The following is a 20,117-nucleotide window of genomic DNA, read 5'->3' as shown; positions in this document are numbered from 1 at the left end:
GTTTGACGTGAGCGGTGGCAAAAGAATGCGCAAACCGGCCGCCGCAAAAGCGGTGAAGAAGGCAAAGGCCGTCGCCAAACCGGCTGCGAGGCCGGCCGAGCCGGCGATGGACGTCGCGGTCGGACGCCGCATCCGCGATCTCAGGCGGACACGGCAACTCTCGCTCGAGACGATTGCCGAGCGCACGTCGCTGTCGATCGGCTTCCTCAGCCAGATCGAGCGCGGCCTCTCCTCGCCCTCGCTCCGCGTGCTCGCGACACTCGCCGACGTGCTCGGCGTCGGCATCGCCGCGCTGTTCGGCGCGAGCCCGAGCACGGACAGCGCATCCGATTCCGTGGTGACGCGCGGGATGCAACGCCCCGAGCTAAAACTCTGGCGCACCGGCATTTCGAAACAGCTCCTGAGCGCCGCGGGTGCCGAGAACCGGCTCAACCTGTTCCTGGTGCATCTCGAGCCCGGCGGGTCGACCGGCGATGAGCTCTACACCCACGACGGCGAAGAGGCCGGCCTCGTGCTCGAAGGCGAGATGATGCTCACTGTCGATACCGAGACCTGGTCGCTGAAGACGGGCGACAGCTTTCGTTTCGCCAGCCGCAGGCCGCACCGGTTTTCCAACCCGGCCGATGATGCGAAGGCCGTGGTGCTGTGGGTGAACTGCGTGACGGGCGCGAGCTGACTTTTCTCCCTCTCCCTACGTTCGCAAGCGGGGAGAAGAAGAAGGCAGCGATGCTTCCCCAGTCGTCATTGCGAGCGAAGCGAAGCAATCCAGACTGTCTCCGCGGAGATAGTCTGGATTGCTTCGTCGCTTCGCTCCTCGCAATGACGGGCGGTGAGAATCTTAGCCAAACCTATGCGCGTAGCGATTCACCGTGAGATCGCTCGTATCGATCGCCGGCTTCTTGCCCGACAGCATGTCCGCAAGCACCTGTCCCGAACCACAGGACATGGTCCAGCCGAGCGTGCCGTGGCCGGTGTTGAGATGGAGATTTGCATAGCGGGTGGCGCCGATCACCGGCGGGCCGTCCGGCGTCATCGGCCGCAGACCGCTCCAGAACGTGGCCTTGGAGAGGTCGCCACCGCGCGGGAAGAGATCTGACACGGAGTGATCGAGCGTGGCGCGGCGCGCGGCGTAGAGCTTGTCGGAATAACCGGAGATTTCGGCGGTGCCGCCGACGCGGATACGATTGCCGAGCCGCGTGATCGCGACCTTGTAGCTTTCGTCCATCACGGTCGATTCCGGCGCACCGCTGGCGTCCTTGATCGGCACCGTGATCGAATAGCCCTTCACCGGAAAGACCGGCAGCGAGATGCCGAGCGGCGCAACAAGACGCGACGACCAGCTTCCGAGCGCGACGACGTAAGCATCCGCCCGCAACAGGCCGCCGCCGGTCGCAACGCCCGTGACGCGCGAAGCGTCCGTGACGATGCCGTCGATGGACATATTGAACATGAAGCGCACGCCGAGCTTCTCGGCCTCTTTGGCCAGCGCCTGCGTGAACATGTGGCAGTCGCCGGTCTCGTCCTCCGGCAGCCGCAGGCCGCCGACGAACTTTTCCTTCACGCTCGCGAGCGCGGGCTCTGCCGCGATACAGCCCTCGCGATTGAGCACCTCGTACGGCACGCCATATTGCTTGAGCACGGCGATGTCCTCGGCCGTGCCGTCGAGCTGCGCCTGATAGCGGAAGAGCTGGAGCGTGCCCTTGGAGCGCTCGTCATATTGAATGCCGATGTCCTGGCGCAAAGCGCGCAGGCAATCGCGGCTATATTCCGCGATCGGGATCATCCGGCTCTTGTTGACGGCGTAGCGCGCGGACGTGCAGTTGCGCAGCATCTTGAGCAGCCAGACCCACATCACGGGATCGACCTTGGGCCGGATCACCAGCGGGCCGTGCTTCATCAGAAGCCATTTGATCGCCTTCACCGGCACGCCGGGACCTGCCCAGGGCGAGGAATAGCCGGGCGAAACCTCGCCGGCATTGGCAAAGGACGTCTCGAGCGCCGGCTCCGGCTGACGGTCGACGACCGTCACCTCATGGCCGGCACGCGCAAGGTAGTAGGCAGAGGTGACACCGATGACACCGCTGCCGAGGATCAGGACTTTCACGTTTCGCACCACTCCCGCGGCGTTTGTCGCGCCGCTAGCAAGAACAACCGGTCAAGGACCGCGAGAGCAATTATCAGGCCACGCGCTTGATGGCCTCGCCGAGAATCGAGACGATCTGGTCGATGTGGCTCTTCTCCACGATCAGGGGCGGCGACATCGCAAAGGAGTCGCCGCTCATGCGCAGATAGAGTCCGGTGTTGAAGCAGTCGACCATGACGTCATAGCCGCGCGCACCGACCATGCCCTCGCGCGGCGCGAGCTCGACCGCGCCCATCAAGCCGCAATTTCTGATATCGACGACGTTCGGCAGGCCCTTGAGCTGATGCAGCGCATCGCGCCAGTAGTTGGCGATGTCAGCGCCACGGGTAAGCAGGCCCTCGTCCTTGTAGATGTCGAGAGTCGCGATGCCGGCGGCGCAGGCGACCGGATGGGCCGAATAGGTGTAGCCGTGGAACAGCTCGATCTGGCCCTCCGGGCCGGTCATCACGCCGTCATGCACCTTGCGGCTCGCGAACACGGCGCCGCAGGGCACGGTGCCGTTGGTGATGCCTTTCGCGGTCGTCATCAGGTCCGGCGTGACGCCGAAGAAATTGGCGGCGAACGGCGTACCGAGGCGACCGAAGCCGGTGATGACCTCGTCGAAGATCAGGAGGATGCCGTGCTTGTCGCAGATCTCGCGCAGGCGCTTCAGATAACCCTGCGGCGGCGGCAGCACCGCGGTCGAGCCCGGCACCGGCTCGACGATGACGGCGGCGATCGTCTCGGCGCCGTGCAGCGCGACAAGACGCTCGAGATCGTCGGCGAGCTCGGCGCCGTGCGCGGGCTGGTCCTTGGCAAAGGCGTTGCGGGTGAGATCATGGGTGTGGCGGATGTGATCGACGCCCGGCAGATGCGTCGCGAAGGCGCGGCGGTTCGCCACCATGCCGCCGACCGACATGCCGCCGAAGCCGACGCCGTGATAGCCGCGCTCGCGGCCGATCAGGCGGGTGCGGCTCGACTGGCCGGTGGCGCGATGATAGGCGAGCGCGATCTTGAGCGCAGTGTCGACCGACTCGGAGCCGGAGTTGGTGAAGAAGATGCGATCGAGCCCCTTCGGCGCGATCTCGGCGAGCCGCTCGGCGAAGTCGAACGACAGCGGATGACCCATGTTGAATGACGGCGCGAAGTCCAGCGTCATGAGCTGCTTCTCGACGGCGGCGGCAATCTGCTTGCGGCCGTGGCCGGCGTTGACGCACCAAAGGCCGGCGGAGCCGTCGATCACCTTGCGACCGTCAACGGACGTGTAGTGCATGCCCTCGGCCGAGGCGAACAGGCGCGGCTCCTTCTTGAACTGCCGGTTGGCCGTGAACGGCATCCAGTGCGAATCGGTCTTGATGGTGTTCGGAATCTGGTGAAGGGTCACAGGCCGCTCCTTTGCTGACCTGCTAGCAGAGCCACGGCTTTTAAAGTGCAACAAGTCCTTTTCTGCGCACCCACAACCCATTGATCTAGCTGGGGCGGCCGGTCCATATTTGCGCGATCCGCAACACCTGCAACAGGGATTTGGACCATGAGCGTCGACATCGGTGGACGGCTGCGATTCATCCGGGCCCGCCACAAGCTGTCGCAGCGCGAGCTCGCCAAACGCTCCGGCGTCACCAATTCGACGATCTCGCTGATCGAATCCAACCAGATGAACCCGTCCGTCGGCGCACTCAAGCGCATCCTCGACGGCATTCCGATGGGGCTCGCCGAGTTCTTCGCGCTCGAGCCGGAGACGCGGCGCAAGATCTTCTACCGCGCCGAGGAGCTGACCGAGGTCGGCAAGAAGCCGATCTCCTACCGCCAGGTCGGCGACAACCTGTTCGGCCGGAGCTTGCAGATCCTGAAAGAGCGTTACGAGCCCGGCAGCGACACCGGCCGCGTGCCGCTGGTGCATGATGGCGAGGAAGGCGGCGTGGTGATCTCCGGCAAGCTCGAGGTGACCGTCGAGGACGAGCGGCGCATCCTCAATCCCGGCGATGCCTATTATTTCGAAAGCCGCAGGCCGCACCGCTTCCGCTGCGTCGGCGGCAAGGCCTGCGAGGTCATCTCGGCCTGTACGCCGCCGACGTTCTGAGGCACGCCGGCGCACGGGTCCCGCCGCCACCCAGCTCGCCTGCAATGCCGTCATCAGGGGCGCGGTATCTTGCCTGTCAGGCCGACGTCAGCAGTTCCTCGATCCGGATCGGGAAACGGCGCACGCGCACGCCCGTCGCATGCCACACGGCGTTCGCCACCGCGCCGGCGCTGCCGGTGATGCCGATCTCGCCGACGCCCTTGATGCCGAGCGCGTTGACGTGCGGATCGTGCTCCTCGACCGTCAGCACATCCATCGGTGGCACGTCGGCGTTCACGGGAATGTGGTACTCGCCGAGATTGGCATTCATGATCCGGCCGCTACGCCGGTCGGTGATGGCTTCCTCGTGCAGCGCAAAGGACAGGCCCCAGATCATGCCGCCGAGGAGCTGGCTCCGCACCAGATGCGGATTGATGATGCGGCCCGCGGCGAACGCGCCGACCATGCGCGAGACGCGGATCTGGCCGAGCTCGGGATCGACCTTCACCTCGGCGAAGACGGCGCCATGTGCATGCATCGCATAGTCGGTTTGCGCCGTCGGGTTCGGCGCGCCGGTGCCACGCGCATCGATCTCGGCGAGGTCAGCGCGTGCGAGGATGTCGGCATAGGTTTCGCCGCGGCTCTCATCGTCGCGCCGGAACAACCTGCCGTCGCGCGCGATCACACCGGCATTGCCGGCCCCGAATAGCGGCGAGCGCTCGTCCCTGGTGGCGAGATCGGCAAGCTTCGCGATCACCGCCGCGCCGGCAGTGTGGATCGCATTGCCCGCGGTTGCGGTATGCGCCGAGCCGCCGGCAATGCCGGCATCGGGCAGATCGGACGTGCCGGAGCGAAACTCGACGCGATCGACGTCGAGGCCGAGGCTGTCAGCCGCGATCTGCGCGAGTGCGGTCCAGGCGCCCTGCCCCATGTCATGCGCGCCGGTCTCCATTACGCCGGTGCCGTCGCGGCGGATCACCGCACGCGCCTCGGCCTGGAACATCAGCGCCGGGAAGGTCGCGGTGCCCATGCCCCAGCCGACCAGGAGGCCGGAATCATCGCGCATCTGCCGTGGCGCAAGCGGCCGCTTCGTCCAGCCGAAGCGCGCCGCGCCCTGCTCGTAGCACGCACGCAGCGCCTTCGACGAGAACGGCTTGCCCGTTGTCGGCTCGACCTCGGCATAATTCTTCAGGCGGAACGCCAGCGGGTCCATGCCGCAGGCAAGCGCCATCTCGTCGATCGCGCTTTCGAGTGCGATCGATCCCGTTGCCTCGCCGGGCGCGCGCATGAACAGCGGCGTGCCGGTGTCGACGCGCGCGGCCTCATGCGTGGTCCTGATCGCAGGGCTCGAATAGAGCGTGTGCGAGGCGTCCGCGGCGGGCTCGTAGAAATCGTCGTAGCTGCTCGACACCGTCTTCGCATGGTGATCGATCGCGGTGAGGCGCCCGTCAGCGTCGACGCCCATCCGCAGGCGCTGCCGCGTCGGCGCACGATGGCCGACCGGTCCATACATCTGCTCACGGCGCAGCACGAGCTTCACCGGCCTGCCGACCAGCTTCGCCGCCATGACGCCGAGGATCTGCGGTCCCGTCAAAAACCCCTTCGAGCCAAAGCCGCCGCCGAGGAACGGGCTGCGGATCAGGATCTTTTCCGGCGCAAGGCCGAACAGCTCGGCAACACGGGCGCGCGCCATCACCATGGCCTGGCTCGGCGTATCGATCGAGAGCGTGTCGCCGTCCCAGCTAGCTACGATCGCGTGCGGCTCCATGGCGTTGTGATATTGCGGCGGCGTCTCGTAGGTCGCCTCGATCCGCTTTGCGGCCGAGGCGAGCCCGGCGTCGATATCGCCATGCTGCACTTGCGCAGGATTGCCGACGCCGACGACGGGCGGCGCGAACGTTTCGCCGGCATCGAGACCGACGCGGGGGCTGAGCGCCTCGTAGCGCGGCGCGAGCAGTGCTGCGCCTTCGGTCGCCGCCTCCAGCGTCTCCGCGATCACGACGGCGATCGGCTGATTGGCATAGCGGATCTCATCGCTCTGCAAGACTTCCATCCGGAATACGAACGGGTTGGTCTTGATGTCTGGGTCGATTGCGAGCTCAGGCTTGTGCTGCGACGTCATGACATCGACCACGCCCTTGTGGCTCCTGGCCGCCGCGACGTCGAGCGCCGCCACGCGGCCGCGCGCGATGCTGGACACCGCAATCACCGCAAACAACATGCGAGAGGGATGATGGTCCGCGGCGTAGGCGGCCTGCCCCTTGACCTTCGAGATCCCGTCGCGGCGGGTCAGTGGCTGGCCGATGTTCGAGCCGTGACGGATATGGGCAGGCGCGGAGGTGAGGCTGATCTCAGGCATGCAGGGCTCCGGAGGCAAAGGGAGAGGCCGGCAGCGCCGGAATGCGCGCGGGCGTTCCAGCGGCGGCAAGGGTGAGCGCGCGCACGACGATGCGGCGCGCGAGCTCGATCTTGAAGGCGTTGTCGCCAGACGGCTTTGCATCAGCGAGCGCAGCTTGCGCTGCTGCGCGGAAGCTCGCCGCGTCGGGCGTGACGCTTTTCAGCGCCGCTTCCGCAGCGCGGGCGCGCCAGGGCTTTGCGGCGACACCGCCGAGCGCAAGCCGGGCATCGCTGATCTTGCCGTTCTCGATCCTCAGCGCCGCCGCAGCGGACACTACGGCAAAGGCATAGGACGTGCGCTCGCGAACCTTGAGATATCGCGCGTGGCCTGCGAAATCGCGGGCAACGGCCGGCAGGCGCAGAGCCACGATCAGATCGCCGGGCTCGAGCGCCGTCTCGCGCTCGGGCGCCGCACCCGGCAGGCGATGCAGTTCGTCGAGGGGCAGCTCGCGCCGGCCGCTCCTGCCTTCGATCTCGACGATGGCGTCGAGCGCAACCAGCGGCACGCAGAAATCGGAGGGGTGCGTCGCAATGCAGCCCTCGCTCCAGCCGAGCACGGCGTGCAATCGATTCTCGCCGCCGTGCGCGTCGCATCCGCTGCCGGCCTCGCGCCGGTTGCAGCGGCTGGCGGGGTCATAGAAATACGCGCAGCGCGTCCGTTGCAGAAGGTTGCCGCCGACCGTTGCAGCATTGCGCAATTGCGCGGAGGCACCCGACAGCAGCGCTTCGGCAACCGCCGGATAAGCCTTTGCGAAGGCCATATCGTGGGCGAGATCGGCATTGCGCACCAGCGCGCCGATGCGCACGCTGCCGTCGGCGAGGTGCTCGATCCTATCAAGCCCCTTCAGGCGCGTGACGTCGACCAGACGATCCGGACGGCTGACGCCGCCCTTCATCAGGTCGAGCAGATTGGTGCCGGCGGCAAGATAGGTCGCGCCGGGCTGCGCGGCGGCGGTGACGGCCTCGGCGATGGTCGCGGGCCTGACGTAATCGAACGGCTTCATGCGGAGCGCCTCTGGCTGGCTTCATGGGTCTGTACCTCGAGCACGGCATCGACGATGCCGGCATAGGCGCCGCAGCGGCAGAGATTGCCGCTCATGCATTCCCTGATGCGCTCGGGATCATCGCCCGCCTGCGCTTCCCGCATCATTCCGATCGCGCTCATGATCTGGCCGGGCGTGCAGAAGCCGCATTGGAACCCGTCATGGGCAATAAAGGCGGCCTGTACCGGATGAAGCTGGTCGCCGCGCGCAACGCCTTCGATGGTGAGGATGTCGGCCCCGTCATGGCTGATGGCGAGTGCGAGGCAGGAGTTGATCCTTCTCCCGTCGACCAGGATGGTGCAGGCACCGCATTGGCCGCGGTCGCATCCCTTCTTGGTTCCGGTCAGTTGCAGACGCTCACGCAGGAGATCGAGCAGCGTGACGCGAGGATCGTCGAGTTGGAAATCGCGCCGCGCACCGTTCACGGTGAGGCTGATGGAGTGGGTCATACAGGGCTCCGATCAGATATGGACATGGGTCGATCGCATGCGCGCCACCGCCGTGGCCGCAGTCGATCTGTCGCCCGTGGCTCGCGAGCCGGGACGATATGAGATCGGATATACGGAGGCATCCTCCGTTTAGCAAGTGGCCGCCAAATTCCTGGAATTCGTCAAAACCCCGTGTGCAAACAACGCGCTGCGCCGCGCAAAGGGTTCAATCTAACCAGATCGTGATCTAGATTGGTCGCATGGACGATCTGGTCGACCCCATCCGAAAACCCCGCGCCGACGCCGTGCGCAATCGCGAGCGCGTGCTCGAGGCGGCCAAGGCCGTGTTCAGTGCCGGCGGGCCTGAGGCGAGCCTGGAAGCGGTGGCCAAGCGCGCCGGTGTCGGCATCGGCACGCTCTATCGTCACTTTCCGACGCGCGAGGCCTTGTTCGAGGCGGTGTATCGCCGCGAGGTCGAACAGCTCGGCGAGCTCGCCGAGCAACTCAGAAGCGCGAAGGATCCGGTCGACGCCTTGCGGCGCTGGCTGCGCTCCAACGTCGAGTTCGTCGCCACCAAGAAGGGCATGTCGGCGGCGCTGGCGCTCGCGGTGCAGAGCGGCTCCGAGCTGCACGCCTTTTCATTCGACCGCCTGACCAGAGCCGTCGGCACGTTGCTCGCGCGCGCGGTTGCGGCCGGCGAGGTCCGGGCCGACATCAGCCCCGAGGACCTGCTGCGCGCGCTGATCGGCATGTGCTACATGCACGATCAGCCCGGCTGGCAATCGACGACGCTGCGGCTCCTCGACGTGTTCGTCGACGGGCTTCGGGTGCAGCCCAAACGATCTGCGCGCGCGACCGCCAAGAAGACAACACCGGCGGCGAAGCGAAAACGATAGTACGGAGCCAGTGATGCGCATTGCGGTGTTGCTGATCACGTTCCTCCTGAGTTTTGCGGCCGCGCAGGCCGACGACATCGCAGCCGCCAAGAGTGTGATCCGCGCCCAGGAGCAGGCCTTTGCCCGCGGCGATGCGGCGGCCGCCTATTCCTACGCCGCGCCCTCGATCAAGAAGATCTTTCCGGCCGCCGACATCTTCATGGCGATGGTGGAGAATGCCTACGCGCCGGTCTACCGGCACAAGAGTTTCGAGTTCGGCGAGACCAAGGTCGAGGGCGACTGGATCGGCCAGCAGGTCCACATCATCGACACCGATGGCGAAGCCTGGGAAGCGCTCTACACGCTCGAGCAGCAATCCGACGGCAACTACAAGATCACGGGCTGCTCGCTGCAGAAAGCCGGGCAAGCGGTTTAGCGCGTGTACTGTTCATGTGCGCTACCTGGTTGGGTAGCAAAAGGTAGCAGGAAAGCAGGTCATGACTGACGATCAGACCAATCTCCTCGTTCAGCACCTTTGCGAGCATTTGCACTTGGCGCTCCGATTGAAGGGCAGCGAGGCACATCCACCAAACGCCAAGGATATTGGATTCGATCCAGCCTCGGTAAGAACGGTATTGCTGACCGGATTGCGTTCGGCGGGTATCACGATCCACCACGAGGCAGCCGGGCCGAGCGAAGAGCCGCCGTGGTCCTGAACGCAAAACGCGGATCAGGAGCCCCGTGCCAATGTCTCAGTTGGTCAAAACCGGCAATGCTCTGATTGAGCAAATTGCTGCTTAGCTCAAGCCGACGCCCAGGCTTTACGAGTGCACGCGATCTAAGTCGCAAACCCCGGCTCGGCCTTCGCCGCATTTAACCGCGAGCGGATCAGGAGCAGCACGACGATGCCGATGTTCAGCGCGTTCCACGCCACGCCGTTGACGAAGGCGGCGGCATAGGAACCGGTGGCATCAAAGATCACGCCCGAGATCCAGCCGCCAAAGGACATCCCGAACACGGAAGCGAAGATCACGATGCCGACGCGGGTCGCCGCCTCCTTTGCCGGCATCGCCTCGCGCACGATGATGGCGTAGCTCGGCACGATGCCGCCCTGGAACAGGCCGAACATCGCGGAGATCAAATAGAGCGAGGTCAGGCTGTCGAAGAACAAATAGAAGGCGAGCGCAAAGCCCTGCGCGAGCGAGCCGATCAGCAGCGTGCGGATGCCACCGATCTTGTCGGCGAGAAAGCCCGAGCCGATCCGGCTGACGATGCCGCAGCCCATCATCAGCGACAGCATCTCGGCACCGCGCGCCACGCCAAAGCCGAGATCGCCGCAATAGGCGACGATATGGACCTGGGGCATGGACATCGCCACGCAGCATGAGAAGGAGGCGAGCGAGAGCAGCACCGTCAGCGTGTTGGTGGAGAGCTTGAGATCGACGCGTGGCGGCGCGGCATTGGCGTGATTGCTGACCTTGTCGTCGCCCATCTGCGCGCGCAAAATCAGCACCAGAATGGTCATGAGGCTCGCGCAGACGATGCCGATCCCGATATGGGTCATGCGCCAGCCGACGGTCTGCAGGCCCCAATTCACGATCGGCGGCCACATCGCACCCGCGACATAATTGCCGCCTGCAACAATGGTCACGGCAAGTCCGCGATAGCGCTCGAACCAGTGCGAGGCTTCCGCCATCAGCGGCGCGAAGGTCGCGGACGTGCCGAGCCCGATCAGGAAATACACCGCCACAAACTGCCAGAGCATGGTCGACAGACCCGCCAGCACATTGGCAACGCCCAGGAACGCGATGCTGATCGCCATCGCCGGCACGATGCCGAAGCGATCGGTGATCTTGCCCGCGATGACGCCGCCAAGGCCGAAGCCGAACATCATGAGCGTGAAGGCAAGCGACACCGCGCCGCGCGTGGCTGCGAACTCGGCCTGCACGACGGGAATCACGACCACGACCGCCCACATGCCGACCGCGCCGATCGAGCCGATCACCAGCGCGATCACGAGCCGCACCCAGGCCTGACGCGAATCAGGGGTGAAGCCGGTCGGTCGTTGCGGGTGATTTGGCGCGTGCACGGCGGGACCTTCTTCGCTGACCGCCTTGCGGTCAAGCATCATGCCGCGATATTGGGCATGCGCGGTGCGCTGCGGTAAGAAGAGCTTGGCGGAACCGTGCTTTGCCATTAGTTTGCAATCTGCGTGTGCAACATTGCCGCGCAAAGGGCATGTCGACGGGATGTTGTTGCGATTGACGCGATCGATGCGGATCAGGGTGGGGCGGTTTGTCGCCCTCGCCTATCTGTTCTGCGTGCTTGCGCCGGCAGCAGCCCTTGCCTGGGGCAGCGGTCCCGCGCCATGCCTCGGCGATGATTTGCAGACGGTTGCTCTCGCGCATCAGCACGGTGAGAGCCACATGCACGCCGACGGCGGCCATGATCACGCCGCTGCGCATGCGCATCACCAGACCGCGGCGCAGGATGCACCCGCAAGACATCATCATGACGGCAAGGGCGCACCAGGCCCCTGCTGCGCGATGATGTGCGCGAGCGCGCTGCCTGCTGCCTTGCCGGACGTAGCCAAACCGGTCCAGCCGACCTCTGCCTGCGCGCCCGAGATCGCGGTGAGCCTGCACAGCGAGGCGCCACCCCTGCTCTACCGTCCTCCCATCGCCTGACCTGACGTCACGATTCGAGGCCTCGCGCATCTCTGCGCGCGCGGGCTCGTGGTCATCAGACAGTTCAGGGATTACCCATGCTTACGCTTCTCGGGGCGAAGTCTGCCGCCGCATCTGCGGCGCACGGACGACATTTTCGATTCATCTGGCCGATCCTGGCCGCGAGCGTGCTCGCGTTGTCCGGCTGCATGCCCGCGACGACCACGCCGCTGGCGAGCGCTGATCCCGCCGATCCCGCGGCCAAGGTCGCGCCCGCCCGCTACCGCTCGACGATCGCGCCCTACAACAGCCTCAGGCCGGCGGCGCCGGCGCCGTGGCGCGAACGCAACGACAGCGTCGCGCCCCGACCGAAATCGGACCAGTAGGAGCGCGCCATGGCACACCCATTCGCGCGCGGCCTGCTCGCATTCGCCGCGCTCGGCCTGTCCGGATGCGCAGCGTTCTCGCCGGACAGCGGCATGACCACAGTCGCGGACCTGACCAGCCGGACCATCAACAAGGATGTCGCTTTCGTGCGGACGGCTGAGGGCGCCGCCGCGGTCAACGACGGCGTTCGCCGCCTGCTGTCGCGGACGCTGAGCGCGGATGCCGCCGTGCAGGTCGCGCTGCTCAACAACAAGGGGCTGCAAGCTGCCTATAACGAGCTGGCGCTGGCCGAGACCGATCTCGTCGAGCAAAGCCTGCCGCCGAATCCAGTCTTCTCGGTCTCACGGATTGCCGGCGATGGCGCCAGCGAAGTCGAGCGCCAGGTCGTCGGCGATATCCTGGCGTTGGCGACGCTGCCGTTTCGCTCCGATATCGCCCGCGACCGTTTCCGCCAGGCGCAGTTGCGCGCGGCGCTGGCAACACTACGGCTCGCCGCGGACGTGCGGCGCGCCCATGTCCGCGCCGTTGCCGCCAACGAGATGGTCGTGCTGCTGACGGATGCGAAGTCGACGGCGGAGTCCACCGCGCAACTCGCCGTGAAGCTCGGTGAGACCGGATCGATCAACAAGCTCGATCAGGCCCGCGAGCAGGTGTTTTATGCCGAGACCACCGCCGATCTCGCCACCGCGCGGCAGGCGGCAACGAGTACGCGGGAGCGGCTCGCGCGACTGATGGGGCTGTGGGACGACGGCCTCGACTTCCGCCTGCCCAACGCGCTGCCGCCGCTGCCTCGCCGGCCGTCCGCGCTGCCCTCGATCGAGACGGATGCGGTGGCCCATCGCATCGACTTGCAGATCGCCCGGCTGGAACTGACGGCGCTCGCCAAGTCGCTGAACCTCACCGAGGCGACGCGCTTCGTCACGCTGCTCGATCTCGCCGGCATCTCCCGCCGCACCCAGGATCCGGAAGGTGCGCCATTTCGCGAGCGCGGCTTCGACGTGCAGTTCCAGATCCCGATCTTCGACGGCGGCGAGGTGCGCGTGCGGCAGGCGACCGAGACCTACAATCTCGCCTTCAATCGCCTGACCGAGCGGGCCGTCAACGTGCGCTCGGAAGCGCGCGATGCCTACCGGGCCTATCGCTCAAGCTACGACATCGCGAGCCACTATCAGCGCGAGATCCTGCCGCTGCGAAAAATCATCACCGAGGAGATGCAGCTCCGCTTCTCCAGCATGCAGGTCGACATCTTCGCGCTTCTGACCGAAGCACGGCAGCGCCTCGCCTCGCTGCGCGGCGCGATCGACGCCAGGCAAAGATTCTTCCTCGCGCAGTCCGAGTTGCAGACCGCCGTCAATGGCGGCGCGCTTGCGGGCGGCACCGACAATTCGACGACCATCGCCGCGGCAGCGCCTGCCGATGGCGGGCACTGAGATGGAGGCCGACATGTTTTCCCGCCGAGGATTTTTGGGCACGGCCGCGCTTGCAAGCGCGTCGGTGGTCAGCGGCCGCGTCCAGGCCGCATCGATTCCGGAAGCCCCGCACATGGATAAGGTGGTGATGCAGCCGCCGCTGCATCCGAGTAGCGGGCCGGACTATCGCCCCGTCGTCACGCTCAACGGCTGGACGCTGCCGTTCCGCATGAACGGCGACTGGAAGGAATTCCATCTCGTCGCCGAGCCCGTTGTGCGCGAATTCGCCGAAGGCATGATGGTCAACCTCTGGGGCTATAACGGCCAGTCGCCGGGCCCGACGATCGAGGCGGTGGAAGGCGACAAGGTCCGCATCTTCGTCACCAACCGCTTGCCCGAATACACCACCGTGCACTGGCACGGCATGATCATTCCCAGCGGCATGGACGGCGTCGGCGGGCTCAACCAGCCGCACATCCCGCCCGGCAAAACCTTCGTCTACGAGTTCGAGATGAAGAAGAGCGGGACCTTCATGTACCACCCGCATTCCGACGAGATGGTGCAGATGGCGATGGGCATGATGGGCATGGTCGTCGTGCATCCGCGCGATCAAAGCTTCCGCCCCGTCGACCGCGACTTCGTCTTCGTGATGAGCACCTATCGCGTCGACCCCGGCACCTATTTGCCGAAGGTCAACGAGATGACCGATTTCAACATGTGGACCTGGAATTCGCGGGTCTTTCCCGGCATCGACCCCTTGCCGGTGCGGCTCGACGACAAGGTGCGCGTGCGCATCGGCAATCTCAGCATGACCAACCACCCGATCCATCTGCACGGCCACAGCTTCGCGGTGACCTGCACCGACGGCGGCTGGATTCCGGAGAGCGCGCAATATCCGGAGACGACGACCGATGTGCCGGTCGGCGCCGTGCGCGTGTTCGACGTTCTCGCAGACAATCCCGGCGACTGGGCGTTCCACTGCCACAAGTCGCATCACACCATGAACGCGATGGGCCACGACATGCGCAATCTCATCGGCGTGTCGCGCAAGGACCTCGCGCGTGCGGTCGGCAAGCTCGCGCCCGACGCCATGGTGATGGGCCAGTCAGGCATGGCGATGGGCAACATGGAGATGCCCGCGCCCGACAACACGCTGCCGATGATGACGGGCTCAGGCCAGTTCGGCCCGATCGAGATGGGCGGCATGTTCACGGTGATGAAGATCCGCGACGGCATGGCACGCGGCGATTACAGCGACCCCGGCCCCTACCAATTCCCGCAAGGCACCGTCGCCTATGAGGTCGCATCGCCTGCCGCGGAGCCGGCACGGCAGAGCGCGCCGACGACGAAAATGAAGATGTGAACGAGCGTTTCGACGAACCACCAACTGGAGAACAAAGATGAAGAAGACTGCAATGATCACACTGGCGGCACTTTCGCTTTTGGCCGCGCCCGCGCTCGCACACGAGCATCACGCCCACGAGACCTTCTCGGCCGGTGAGCCCGGCGATCCCAACAAGCCGGCGCGCACCATCGAGATCGCGCTAAGCGAGATGGCCTATGAGCCCTCGCGCATCACCGTCAAGCGCGGCGAGCAAATCCGCTTCGTGCTGCGCAATGTCGGCAAGGAGGACCACGAATTCCTGCTCGCCACCACGAAGGAGAATCTCGCCCATGCCGAGGTGATGAAGAAGCACCCGCACATGGAGCATGACGATCCGAACGGCGCGCGGCTGGCGCCGGGCAAGACGACCGAGATCGTGTGGAAATTCACCAAGGCTGGCACGTTCGAATTTTCCTGCCTGATCCCCGACCACCGCGAATACGGCATGGTCGGCCACGTCACCGTGAAGTGAGCAATGGAGACTCCCATGAGCAAGATCATCCGCATCACCGCCGCGCTGGCGCTGACCGTAGGCCTGTCTATCGGCGCCCTCGCGGCCGAGGGCGCCACAATCAGCGGCGAGGTCAAGAAGATCGACGAGGGCGCGGGTAAAATCACGCTCAAGCACGGTCCCGCCAAGAGCCTCGGCATGGATGAGCCGATGACCATGGTCTACCGCGTCAAGGACCCGGCGATGCTGAAGCAGGTCAAGGTCGGCGACAAGGTGAGCTTCGAGGCCGAGGAGGCGGCGTCGGGGTACACGGTGACGAAGATGCAGAAGGCGAAGTAGGATCGTCGGCCTTCCACCATGGTCATTCCGGGGCGCGCCCCTCTTGGCGCGAGCTATGATGCGCAATTGCGCATCAGAGAATCCATGTCTCCGCATTGCTTGCGGCACGATGGATTCCGGGCTCGCCCTTCGGGCGCCCCGGAATGACGGCTAAAAACCCCCTCCCCGTACTCCTGCCGCACCCTCCGTTAACCCTTTGCTAACCATACACCGGGCAAAAATTGCCGGGTGAAGTCGAGTGTCGTCGGCCGCGTAAGACGGGAGATCCCCCGTGGACGCCAGTGCGGTGCCTCACTTTCGGAACGGTGGCCCATCGGCCGCCGCGCAGACGTTTGGCGCGCGTGGGCGGCAATCACGCGGGGAGGCAGCAACCATGGTCGACGTCACCGCGGGTCAAGGGGTCGGCGGCCCGAAGCCGAGCATCCCCTCCCTCACTGAAATCGGCAACATCCTCAAGCGCGGCGATATCGCTCTGGCGCTCGGCATCCTCACCATCCTGGTGGTGTTGATCCTGCCGCTGCCTGCGATCGTGCTGGACCTCTTCCTGGCCATCTCGATCACGCTCTCGATCCTGATCCTGATGACGTCGCTGTTCATCCAGGCGCCGCTGGAATTCTCTGCCTTCCCGACCATCCTGCTGATCTCGACCATGTTGAGGCTGTCGCTCAACATGGCTTCCACCCGCCTGATCCTGTCGCACGGGCACGAGGGCACGGATGCAGCCGGCCACGTCATCGAAGCCTTCGGCAGCTTCGTGATGGGCGGCAATTTCGTCATCGGCATCATCGTCTTTGCCATCCTGATCATCGTCAACTTCGTCGTCATCACCAAGGGTTCGGGCCGCATCGCCGAGGTCGCAGCGCGCTTCCACCTCGACGCCATGCCCGGCAAGCAGATGGCGATCGACGCCGATCTGTCCGCCGGCCTGATCGACGAGAAGGTCGCCAAGGAGCGCCGCAAGGCGCTGGAGGACGAGAGCGGCTTCTTCGGCGCCATGGACGGTGCCTCCAAATTCGTCCGCGGCGACGCCATCGCCGGCCTCTTGATCGTCTTTATCAACGTCGTCGGCGGCATGATCATCGGCGTCGCGCAGCAGGGCCTGTCCTTCGCCGACGCCGGGCGCAGCTACACGCTGCTGACCGTCGGCGACGGCCTCGTCACCCAGGTGCCGGCGCTGATCGTCTCGACCGCGGCCGGCCTGCTCGTCTCCAAGGCCGGCGTCTCCGGAGCCGCCGACAAGGCGCTGATGAAGCAGTTCTCCGGCTATCCCCAGGCGCTCGCAATGTCGTCGGCGGTGATGCTCGTGCTGGCGATCCTGCCGGGCATCCCGACCATCCCCTTCCTTGCGCTCGGCGCCGGCGCCGGCGCGCTGGCCTGGTCGGCGCGCAACCACAAGCGGACCACGGCCAGGGCCGAGGAAGCCGCCAAGGCCGCGCCCGCGGCAGGTCAGCCCGGTGCGCCGGGCGCCGCCGCCGCGGAAGAGCCGATCTCGGCGGCGCTGAAGATCGACGACCTCAAGATCGAGCTCGGCTATGCGCTGCTGCCGCTGGTCAACGGACCCGACGGCACCGACCGCCTCACCGAGCAGATCAAGGCGCTGCGCCGCTCGCTCGCCATCGAGATGGGCTTTGTGATGCCGGCCGTCCGCATCCTCGACAACGTCCAGCTCGAGGCCAACACCTACATCATCAAGATCAAGGAGGTCGACGCCGGCACCGGCAAGATCTGGCCGAACCAGTTCATGGTGATGGACCCCGCCGGCAACCAGGTGCAGGTGCCCGGCATCCACACCACCGAGCCGACCTTCGGCCTGCCCGCGACCTGGATCGATGCCAGCCTCAAGGAGGAGGCCTCGCTCAAGGGCTACACCGTCGTCGACGCCGCGACCGTGCTCTCCACCCATCTCACCGAGCTGCTCAAGACGAATATGTCCGATCTCTTGTCCTACGGTGAGGTGCAGAAGCTGCTCAAGGAGCTGCCGAAGGAGCAGGGCGAGCTGGTCAAGGACATCGTGCCGGGCCAGGTCACCATCTCCGGCATCCAGCGCGTGCTCCAGCTCCTGCTCGCCGAACGCATCTCGATCCGGGATCTCTCGACCATTTTGGAAGGCATCGCCGATTCGCTCGCCTTCTCGCGCAATCCCTCGACCATGGTCGAGCATGTCCGCGCTCGCCTGGCGAGGCAGATCTGCGCGCAGAACACCTCCTACAATGGCTACCTGCCGCTGATCGCGCTGTCGGCGCGATGGGAGCAGGCTTTTGCCGAATCCATCATCGGCCAGGGCGAGGAGCGCAGCCTCGCCATGCAACCCTCGAAACTTTCGGAGTTCATGACTGCCGTGCGCGAGGCCTTCGAGCGCGCCGCACGCGAGGGCGAGGCGCCGGTGCTGGTCACCTCTGCGGCAATTCGTCCCTTCGTGCGTTCCCTGGTGGAGCGGTTCCGCGCCCAAACCACCGTGCTGTCGCAGGCGGAAATCCATCCGCGGGCGCGGCTGAAAACGGTTGGAAGCATCTGATTTGCTTCTGATTTGCCCGAGTTTCATCCGTGTTTTTTCGCCACAGGCAAATGGTTTTTGCAGTTTTGGGGCAACCCGCTGATTTGGCTCAGGAACTCGCGGTAGCCAGCTAACAGACTGAGTTACCTGAATAAATATTCACGATCGCGACTTTTCGATCGCGGCTGTTCACGTCTATTCACGCCCTTGTGATCGCCTCTTGGGAACGAATCTTCCGATTACTACGTTGTTGGGCACCGAAGGCATGAACCTCGCCGATGAAGCCGGCGACTACTTCGGTAGATGGCGGCAGGAGGCTTCCATGAACCACTCGATCTACAGCGCGGATCGGTCGACCCACCTCAAGATCGTGGTCGTCGCCCTCGTTGCTGGCATCGCGGTGGCGGGCCTCGGCATCACGGCGCGATCGGGTTCCGATGACGGCACGACCCAGACCGCCCGCGTCATCAAGGCCGGCAAGCCGGTTGCAATCACCAGTTCGAACGCTTCACTGGTTCGCTGAGGAGATTTGACGGAATTCAAGAATTCACGTGGCTCTTTACCAGCCCCCCAAAGTCGCCATGTGGATATGTAGACGACCCCAACCCCAAGTCGACTACAGAAAGCGCCCGCCCCCCACGGGCGCTTTCTCATTTCTGGGGTCGCGATTTTCCTACGGTTGACGATCGCCGCCGAGACAGCGCACCAGCTCTCTCCACCCAAGGCTACGACGCCAGAATGAGGCGCGGCATGCTCGCGCCGCCCACTCGGAGTCGTCCTGGCGAAAGCCAGGACCCATGCTTTCGCGAGGACGACTCCGAGGAGACCACGGCGCGCGCCGTCATTTCCTTGGCGGCGGCGCCTGCACTGTCGGGGCAGCAGCGGCGAACAAATCTTCTTTCTTGCCGGTAAGCGGCGGATAGATGCGCTGGTGATTGATGATCTGCTTGGTCGCTTTCGCCGCGGCTCCTGTCGTGCGCACCTCGCGGTCCCAGCCTTCAGTATAGAGCGCGCCCCAAGAGCCGAGATCAAGCACCGTCACGTACCAGTCGATCCGCAGCGGCAGCATCGGCTGGCCTGCGAGGTCGGCGATAACATTGTGGCCGGCGAAGCGGCCCATGGGGCGCGCGAACTGGCAGGACATCACGGTCGGATGCAACCCGTCGACCACGCTGGACGCGACGTCACCGGCCGCGAAGACGTGGGCGAGATCAGCAACGCGCATGAAGGGATCGACCAGGATGCGGCCCAGACGGTCCCGTTCGACCGGCAACGTCGCGGTTAGCGGGCTTGCGCGCATGCCGGCACACCAGATCACCGTCTGGGTCGGAATGACTTCGCGGGAGCTCAAGCGGACGCTTGCCGCATCCATCGCCTCGATGCGCACGCCGAGGTGCGTCTCGACATCGAGCGCTGCGAGCGCCTCGTTGATAACCGGACGGGCGCGCTCGCCGATGGTCGCGCCGACCACCGGGTTTGGATCGATCAGGATGACGCGACCACCGGCGATGCCCGCGCGCGCGAGCCGGCTCGGCATCTCGGCCGCGGCCTCGATCCCGGTGAAGCCCGCGCCGACCACCACGACCGTCGTTCGCCCCGGTGCAGGCGCGCTGCGGCCGAGCGTTGTCAGATGGTTCTCGAGCCTGAGGGCAGCGGCATAAGTGTCAACATCGAACGCGTGCTCGCCGAGACCCGGAATATCCGGCCGCGGCACCTCGCTGCCGAGCGCCAGCACCAGCCGGTCATAGTCGAGGTTCTCGCTCGTGCCATTCGCGGTGATGGTGACGCTGCCCTTCGCAACGTCGATGGCCTCGACGTCGCCGAGCCTGTGACCGACACCAACGGGATCGAGAAGCTGTGACAGCGGAAGTGCGACCTCGCTGAGATCCACCTCGTAGTTGCGCACGCGGATGTTGTGGTACGGGTTGCGGTCGATGACGAGGATCTCGATGTCGCTGCCAGCCGCGCCGATCTCGTCGCGCTTGCGGGCAGCACCGATGGCGGCCCAAAGCCCCGCGAACCCGGCACCGAGCACTACGACGCGCGCCATTCCAAGTCCTGCT

20 protein-coding genes are annotated in these 20,117 nt (G+C 65.5%); 13 read left to right on the top strand and 7 right to left on the bottom strand.

Features of this window, described 5'->3' with window-relative positions; all coding sequences use genetic code 11:
• Nucleotides 1-25 precede the first annotated feature (25 nt).
• Nucleotides 26-676 carry a helix-turn-helix domain-containing protein gene (locus QQL28_RS25755; RefSeq protein WP_284269997.1) on the top strand — a complete coding sequence of 217 codons (651 nt, stop codon included), beginning with the start codon at nt 26-28 and terminating at the stop codon, nt 674-676.
• A gap of 162 nt (nt 677-838) precedes the next feature.
• On the opposite strand, the gene QQL28_RS25750 is transcribed toward QQL28_RS25755, so the two are convergent.
• On the bottom strand, nt 839-2,104 hold the full coding sequence (locus tag QQL28_RS25750) for a D-amino acid dehydrogenase (RefSeq protein WP_284269996.1): 1,266 nt from the start codon (nt 2,102-2,104) through the stop codon (nt 839-841).
• A 73-nt stretch (nt 2,105-2,177) separates the two neighbouring features.
• Nucleotides 2,178-3,506, bottom strand: coding sequence for an omega-aminotransferase AptA (aptA, locus tag QQL28_RS25745; protein ID WP_284269995.1), 1,329 nt, complete (start codon nt 3,504-3,506; stop codon nt 2,178-2,180).
• Nucleotides 3,507-3,653: 147 nt separating this feature from the next.
• Here aptA and QQL28_RS25740 point away from each other — a divergent pair, with 147 nt between their 5' ends.
• A complete protein-coding gene (locus QQL28_RS25740; protein WP_284269993.1) occupies nt 3,654-4,202 on the top strand; it encodes a cupin domain-containing protein in 549 nt (182 codons plus the stop codon).
• 76 nt (nt 4,203-4,278) lie between these two features.
• On the opposite strand, the gene QQL28_RS25735 is transcribed toward QQL28_RS25740, so the two are convergent.
• The 3 genes from QQL28_RS25735 to QQL28_RS25725 are packed head-to-tail and all read right to left on the bottom strand — an operon-like array spanning nt 4,279 to nt 8,070.
• Nucleotides 4,279-6,540 carry a xanthine dehydrogenase family protein molybdopterin-binding subunit gene (locus QQL28_RS25735; protein ID WP_284269991.1) on the bottom strand — a complete coding sequence of 754 codons (2,262 nt, stop codon included), beginning with the start codon at nt 6,538-6,540 and terminating at the stop codon, nt 4,279-4,281.
• Nucleotides 6,533-7,582: an FAD binding domain-containing protein gene (locus QQL28_RS25730; protein WP_284269988.1), complete on the bottom strand. Its 1,050-nt coding sequence runs from the start codon at nt 7,580-7,582 to the stop codon at nt 6,533-6,535. Before QQL28_RS25730 ends, QQL28_RS25735 begins: the two co-directional genes overlap by 8 nt.
• On the bottom strand, nt 7,579-8,070 hold the full coding sequence (locus tag QQL28_RS25725; protein WP_284269986.1) for a (2Fe-2S)-binding protein: 492 nt from the start codon (nt 8,068-8,070) through the stop codon (nt 7,579-7,581). Before QQL28_RS25725 ends, QQL28_RS25730 begins: the two co-directional genes overlap by 4 nt.
• A 239-nt stretch (nt 8,071-8,309) precedes the next feature.
• Between QQL28_RS25725 and QQL28_RS25720 the strand changes: the two genes are divergently transcribed.
• The 3 genes from QQL28_RS25720 to QQL28_RS25710 all read left to right on the top strand — a co-directional run bounded on the left by QQL28_RS25720 (nt 8,310) and on the right by QQL28_RS25710 (nt 9,640).
• Entirely contained in the window at nt 8,310-8,945 is a 636-nt protein-coding gene (locus QQL28_RS25720) for a TetR/AcrR family transcriptional regulator (RefSeq protein WP_284269984.1), read from the top strand.
• A gap of 13 nt (nt 8,946-8,958) precedes the next feature.
• Nucleotides 8,959-9,360, top strand: coding sequence for a DUF4864 domain-containing protein (locus tag QQL28_RS25715; RefSeq protein ID WP_284269982.1), 402 nt, complete (start codon nt 8,959-8,961; stop codon nt 9,358-9,360).
• A 61-nt stretch (nt 9,361-9,421) separates the two neighbouring features.
• Nucleotides 9,422-9,640 (top strand): hypothetical protein, encoded by a 219-nt coding sequence (locus QQL28_RS25710; RefSeq protein ID WP_284269981.1) that lies wholly within the window; start codon nt 9,422-9,424, stop codon nt 9,638-9,640.
• A gap of 122 nt (nt 9,641-9,762) precedes the next feature.
• Here QQL28_RS25710 and QQL28_RS25705 read toward each other — a convergent pair whose 3' ends face one another.
• The gene (locus QQL28_RS25705; protein ID WP_431309644.1) at nt 9,763-11,052 is read right to left on the bottom strand and encodes an MFS transporter; all 1,290 of its coding nucleotides are present in this window, start codon (nt 11,050-11,052) and stop codon (nt 9,763-9,765) included.
• Nucleotides 11,053-11,197: 145 nt separating this feature from the next.
• On the opposite strand from QQL28_RS25705, the gene QQL28_RS25700 reads away from it, so the two are divergent.
• The 8 genes from QQL28_RS25700 (at nt 11,198) to QQL28_RS25665 (ending at nt 18,577) form a co-directional block, all read left to right on the top strand.
• Nucleotides 11,198-11,611: a hypothetical protein gene (locus QQL28_RS25700; RefSeq protein WP_284269979.1), complete on the top strand. Its 414-nt coding sequence runs from the start codon at nt 11,198-11,200 to the stop codon at nt 11,609-11,611.
• Nucleotides 11,612-11,688: 77 nt separating this feature from the next.
• Complete coding sequence (locus QQL28_RS25695; protein WP_284269977.1) at nt 11,689-11,976, top strand: hypothetical protein; 288 nt, start codon at nt 11,689-11,691, stop codon at nt 11,974-11,976.
• A 9-nt stretch (nt 11,977-11,985) separates the two neighbouring features.
• Nucleotides 11,986-13,407 (top strand): TolC family protein, encoded by a 1,422-nt coding sequence (locus tag QQL28_RS25690; protein WP_284269975.1) that lies wholly within the window; start codon nt 11,986-11,988, stop codon nt 13,405-13,407.
• Between the two features lie 13 nt (nt 13,408-13,420).
• On the top strand, nt 13,421-14,749 hold the full coding sequence (locus QQL28_RS25685) for a copper oxidase (protein ID WP_284269973.1): 1,329 nt from the start codon (nt 13,421-13,423) through the stop codon (nt 14,747-14,749).
• Between the two features lie 37 nt (nt 14,750-14,786).
• Nucleotides 14,787-15,242: a cupredoxin domain-containing protein gene (locus tag QQL28_RS25680; RefSeq protein ID WP_284269971.1), complete on the top strand. Its 456-nt coding sequence runs from the start codon at nt 14,787-14,789 to the stop codon at nt 15,240-15,242.
• 15 nt (nt 15,243-15,257) lie between these two features.
• Complete coding sequence (locus tag QQL28_RS25675) at nt 15,258-15,560, top strand: copper-binding protein (protein WP_284269969.1); 303 nt, start codon at nt 15,258-15,260, stop codon at nt 15,558-15,560.
• Nucleotides 15,561-15,933: 373 nt separating this feature from the next.
• Nucleotides 15,934-18,075: a flagellar biosynthesis protein FlhA gene (flhA, locus tag QQL28_RS25670; protein WP_284269967.1), complete on the top strand. Its 2,142-nt coding sequence runs from the start codon at nt 15,934-15,936 to the stop codon at nt 18,073-18,075.
• Between the two features lie 301 nt (nt 18,076-18,376).
• On the top strand, nt 18,377-18,577 hold the full coding sequence (locus tag QQL28_RS25665) for a hypothetical protein (protein ID WP_284269965.1): 201 nt from the start codon (nt 18,377-18,379) through the stop codon (nt 18,575-18,577).
• Nucleotides 18,578-18,895: 318 nt separating this feature from the next.
• Here the strand turns inward: QQL28_RS25665 and QQL28_RS25660 are convergent, their stop codons facing one another.
• A complete protein-coding gene (locus QQL28_RS25660) occupies nt 18,896-20,104 on the bottom strand; it encodes an NAD(P)/FAD-dependent oxidoreductase (protein WP_284269963.1) in 1,209 nt (402 codons plus the stop codon).
• Nucleotides 20,105-20,117 lie beyond the last annotated feature (13 nt).

The sequence above is a fragment of the Bradyrhizobium iriomotense genome (assembly GCF_030160715.1).
GTDB classification, from domain to species: domain Bacteria; phylum Pseudomonadota; class Alphaproteobacteria; order Rhizobiales; family Xanthobacteraceae; genus Bradyrhizobium; species Bradyrhizobium iriomotense.
The sequence above is the reverse complement of the archived record's forward strand: the minus strand, read 5'-3'. Positions and strand labels throughout refer to the sequence as shown.

What these genes read in the sequence shown, in the direction of transcription:
- QQL28_RS25755 (WP_284269997.1), top strand. Translation starts at nt 26, where the DNA reads ATGCGCAAACCGGCCGCCGCAAAAGCGGTGAAGAAGGCAAAGGCCGTC.
- QQL28_RS25740 (WP_284269993.1), top strand. Translation starts at nt 3,654, where the DNA reads ATGAGCGTCGACATCGGTGGACGGCTGCGATTCATCCGGGCCCGCCAC.
- QQL28_RS25735 (WP_284269991.1), bottom strand. Translation starts at nt 6,540, where the DNA reads ATGCCTGAGATCAGCCTCACCTCCGCGCCTGCCCATATCCGTCACGGC.
- QQL28_RS25730 (WP_284269988.1), bottom strand. Translation starts at nt 7,582, where the DNA reads ATGAAGCCGTTCGATTACGTCAGGCCCGCGACCATCGCCGAGGCCGTC.
- QQL28_RS25725 (WP_284269986.1), bottom strand. Translation starts at nt 8,070, where the DNA reads ATGACCCACTCCATCAGCCTCACCGTGAACGGTGCGCGGCGCGATTTC.
- QQL28_RS25720 (WP_284269984.1), top strand. Translation starts at nt 8,310, where the DNA reads ATGGACGATCTGGTCGACCCCATCCGAAAACCCCGCGCCGACGCCGTG.
- QQL28_RS25715 (WP_284269982.1), top strand. Translation starts at nt 8,959, where the DNA reads ATGCGCATTGCGGTGTTGCTGATCACGTTCCTCCTGAGTTTTGCGGCC.
- QQL28_RS25710 (WP_284269981.1), top strand. Translation starts at nt 9,422, where the DNA reads ATGACTGACGATCAGACCAATCTCCTCGTTCAGCACCTTTGCGAGCAT.
- QQL28_RS25705 (WP_431309644.1), bottom strand. Translation starts at nt 11,052, where the DNA reads ATGCTTGACCGCAAGGCGGTCAGCGAAGAAGGTCCCGCCGTGCACGCG.
- QQL28_RS25700 (WP_284269979.1), top strand. Translation starts at nt 11,198, where the DNA reads ATGCGGATCAGGGTGGGGCGGTTTGTCGCCCTCGCCTATCTGTTCTGC.
- QQL28_RS25695 (WP_284269977.1), top strand. Translation starts at nt 11,689, where the DNA reads ATGCTTACGCTTCTCGGGGCGAAGTCTGCCGCCGCATCTGCGGCGCAC.
- QQL28_RS25690 (WP_284269975.1), top strand. Translation starts at nt 11,986, where the DNA reads ATGGCACACCCATTCGCGCGCGGCCTGCTCGCATTCGCCGCGCTCGGC.
- QQL28_RS25685 (WP_284269973.1), top strand. Translation starts at nt 13,421, where the DNA reads ATGTTTTCCCGCCGAGGATTTTTGGGCACGGCCGCGCTTGCAAGCGCG.
- QQL28_RS25680 (WP_284269971.1), top strand. Translation starts at nt 14,787, where the DNA reads ATGAAGAAGACTGCAATGATCACACTGGCGGCACTTTCGCTTTTGGCC.
- QQL28_RS25675 (WP_284269969.1), top strand. Translation starts at nt 15,258, where the DNA reads ATGAGCAAGATCATCCGCATCACCGCCGCGCTGGCGCTGACCGTAGGC.
- flhA (WP_284269967.1), top strand. Translation starts at nt 15,934, where the DNA reads ATGGTCGACGTCACCGCGGGTCAAGGGGTCGGCGGCCCGAAGCCGAGC.
- QQL28_RS25665 (WP_284269965.1), top strand. Translation starts at nt 18,377, where the DNA reads ATGAACCACTCGATCTACAGCGCGGATCGGTCGACCCACCTCAAGATC.
- QQL28_RS25660 (WP_284269963.1), bottom strand. Translation starts at nt 20,104, where the DNA reads ATGGCGCGCGTCGTAGTGCTCGGTGCCGGGTTCGCGGGGCTTTGGGCC.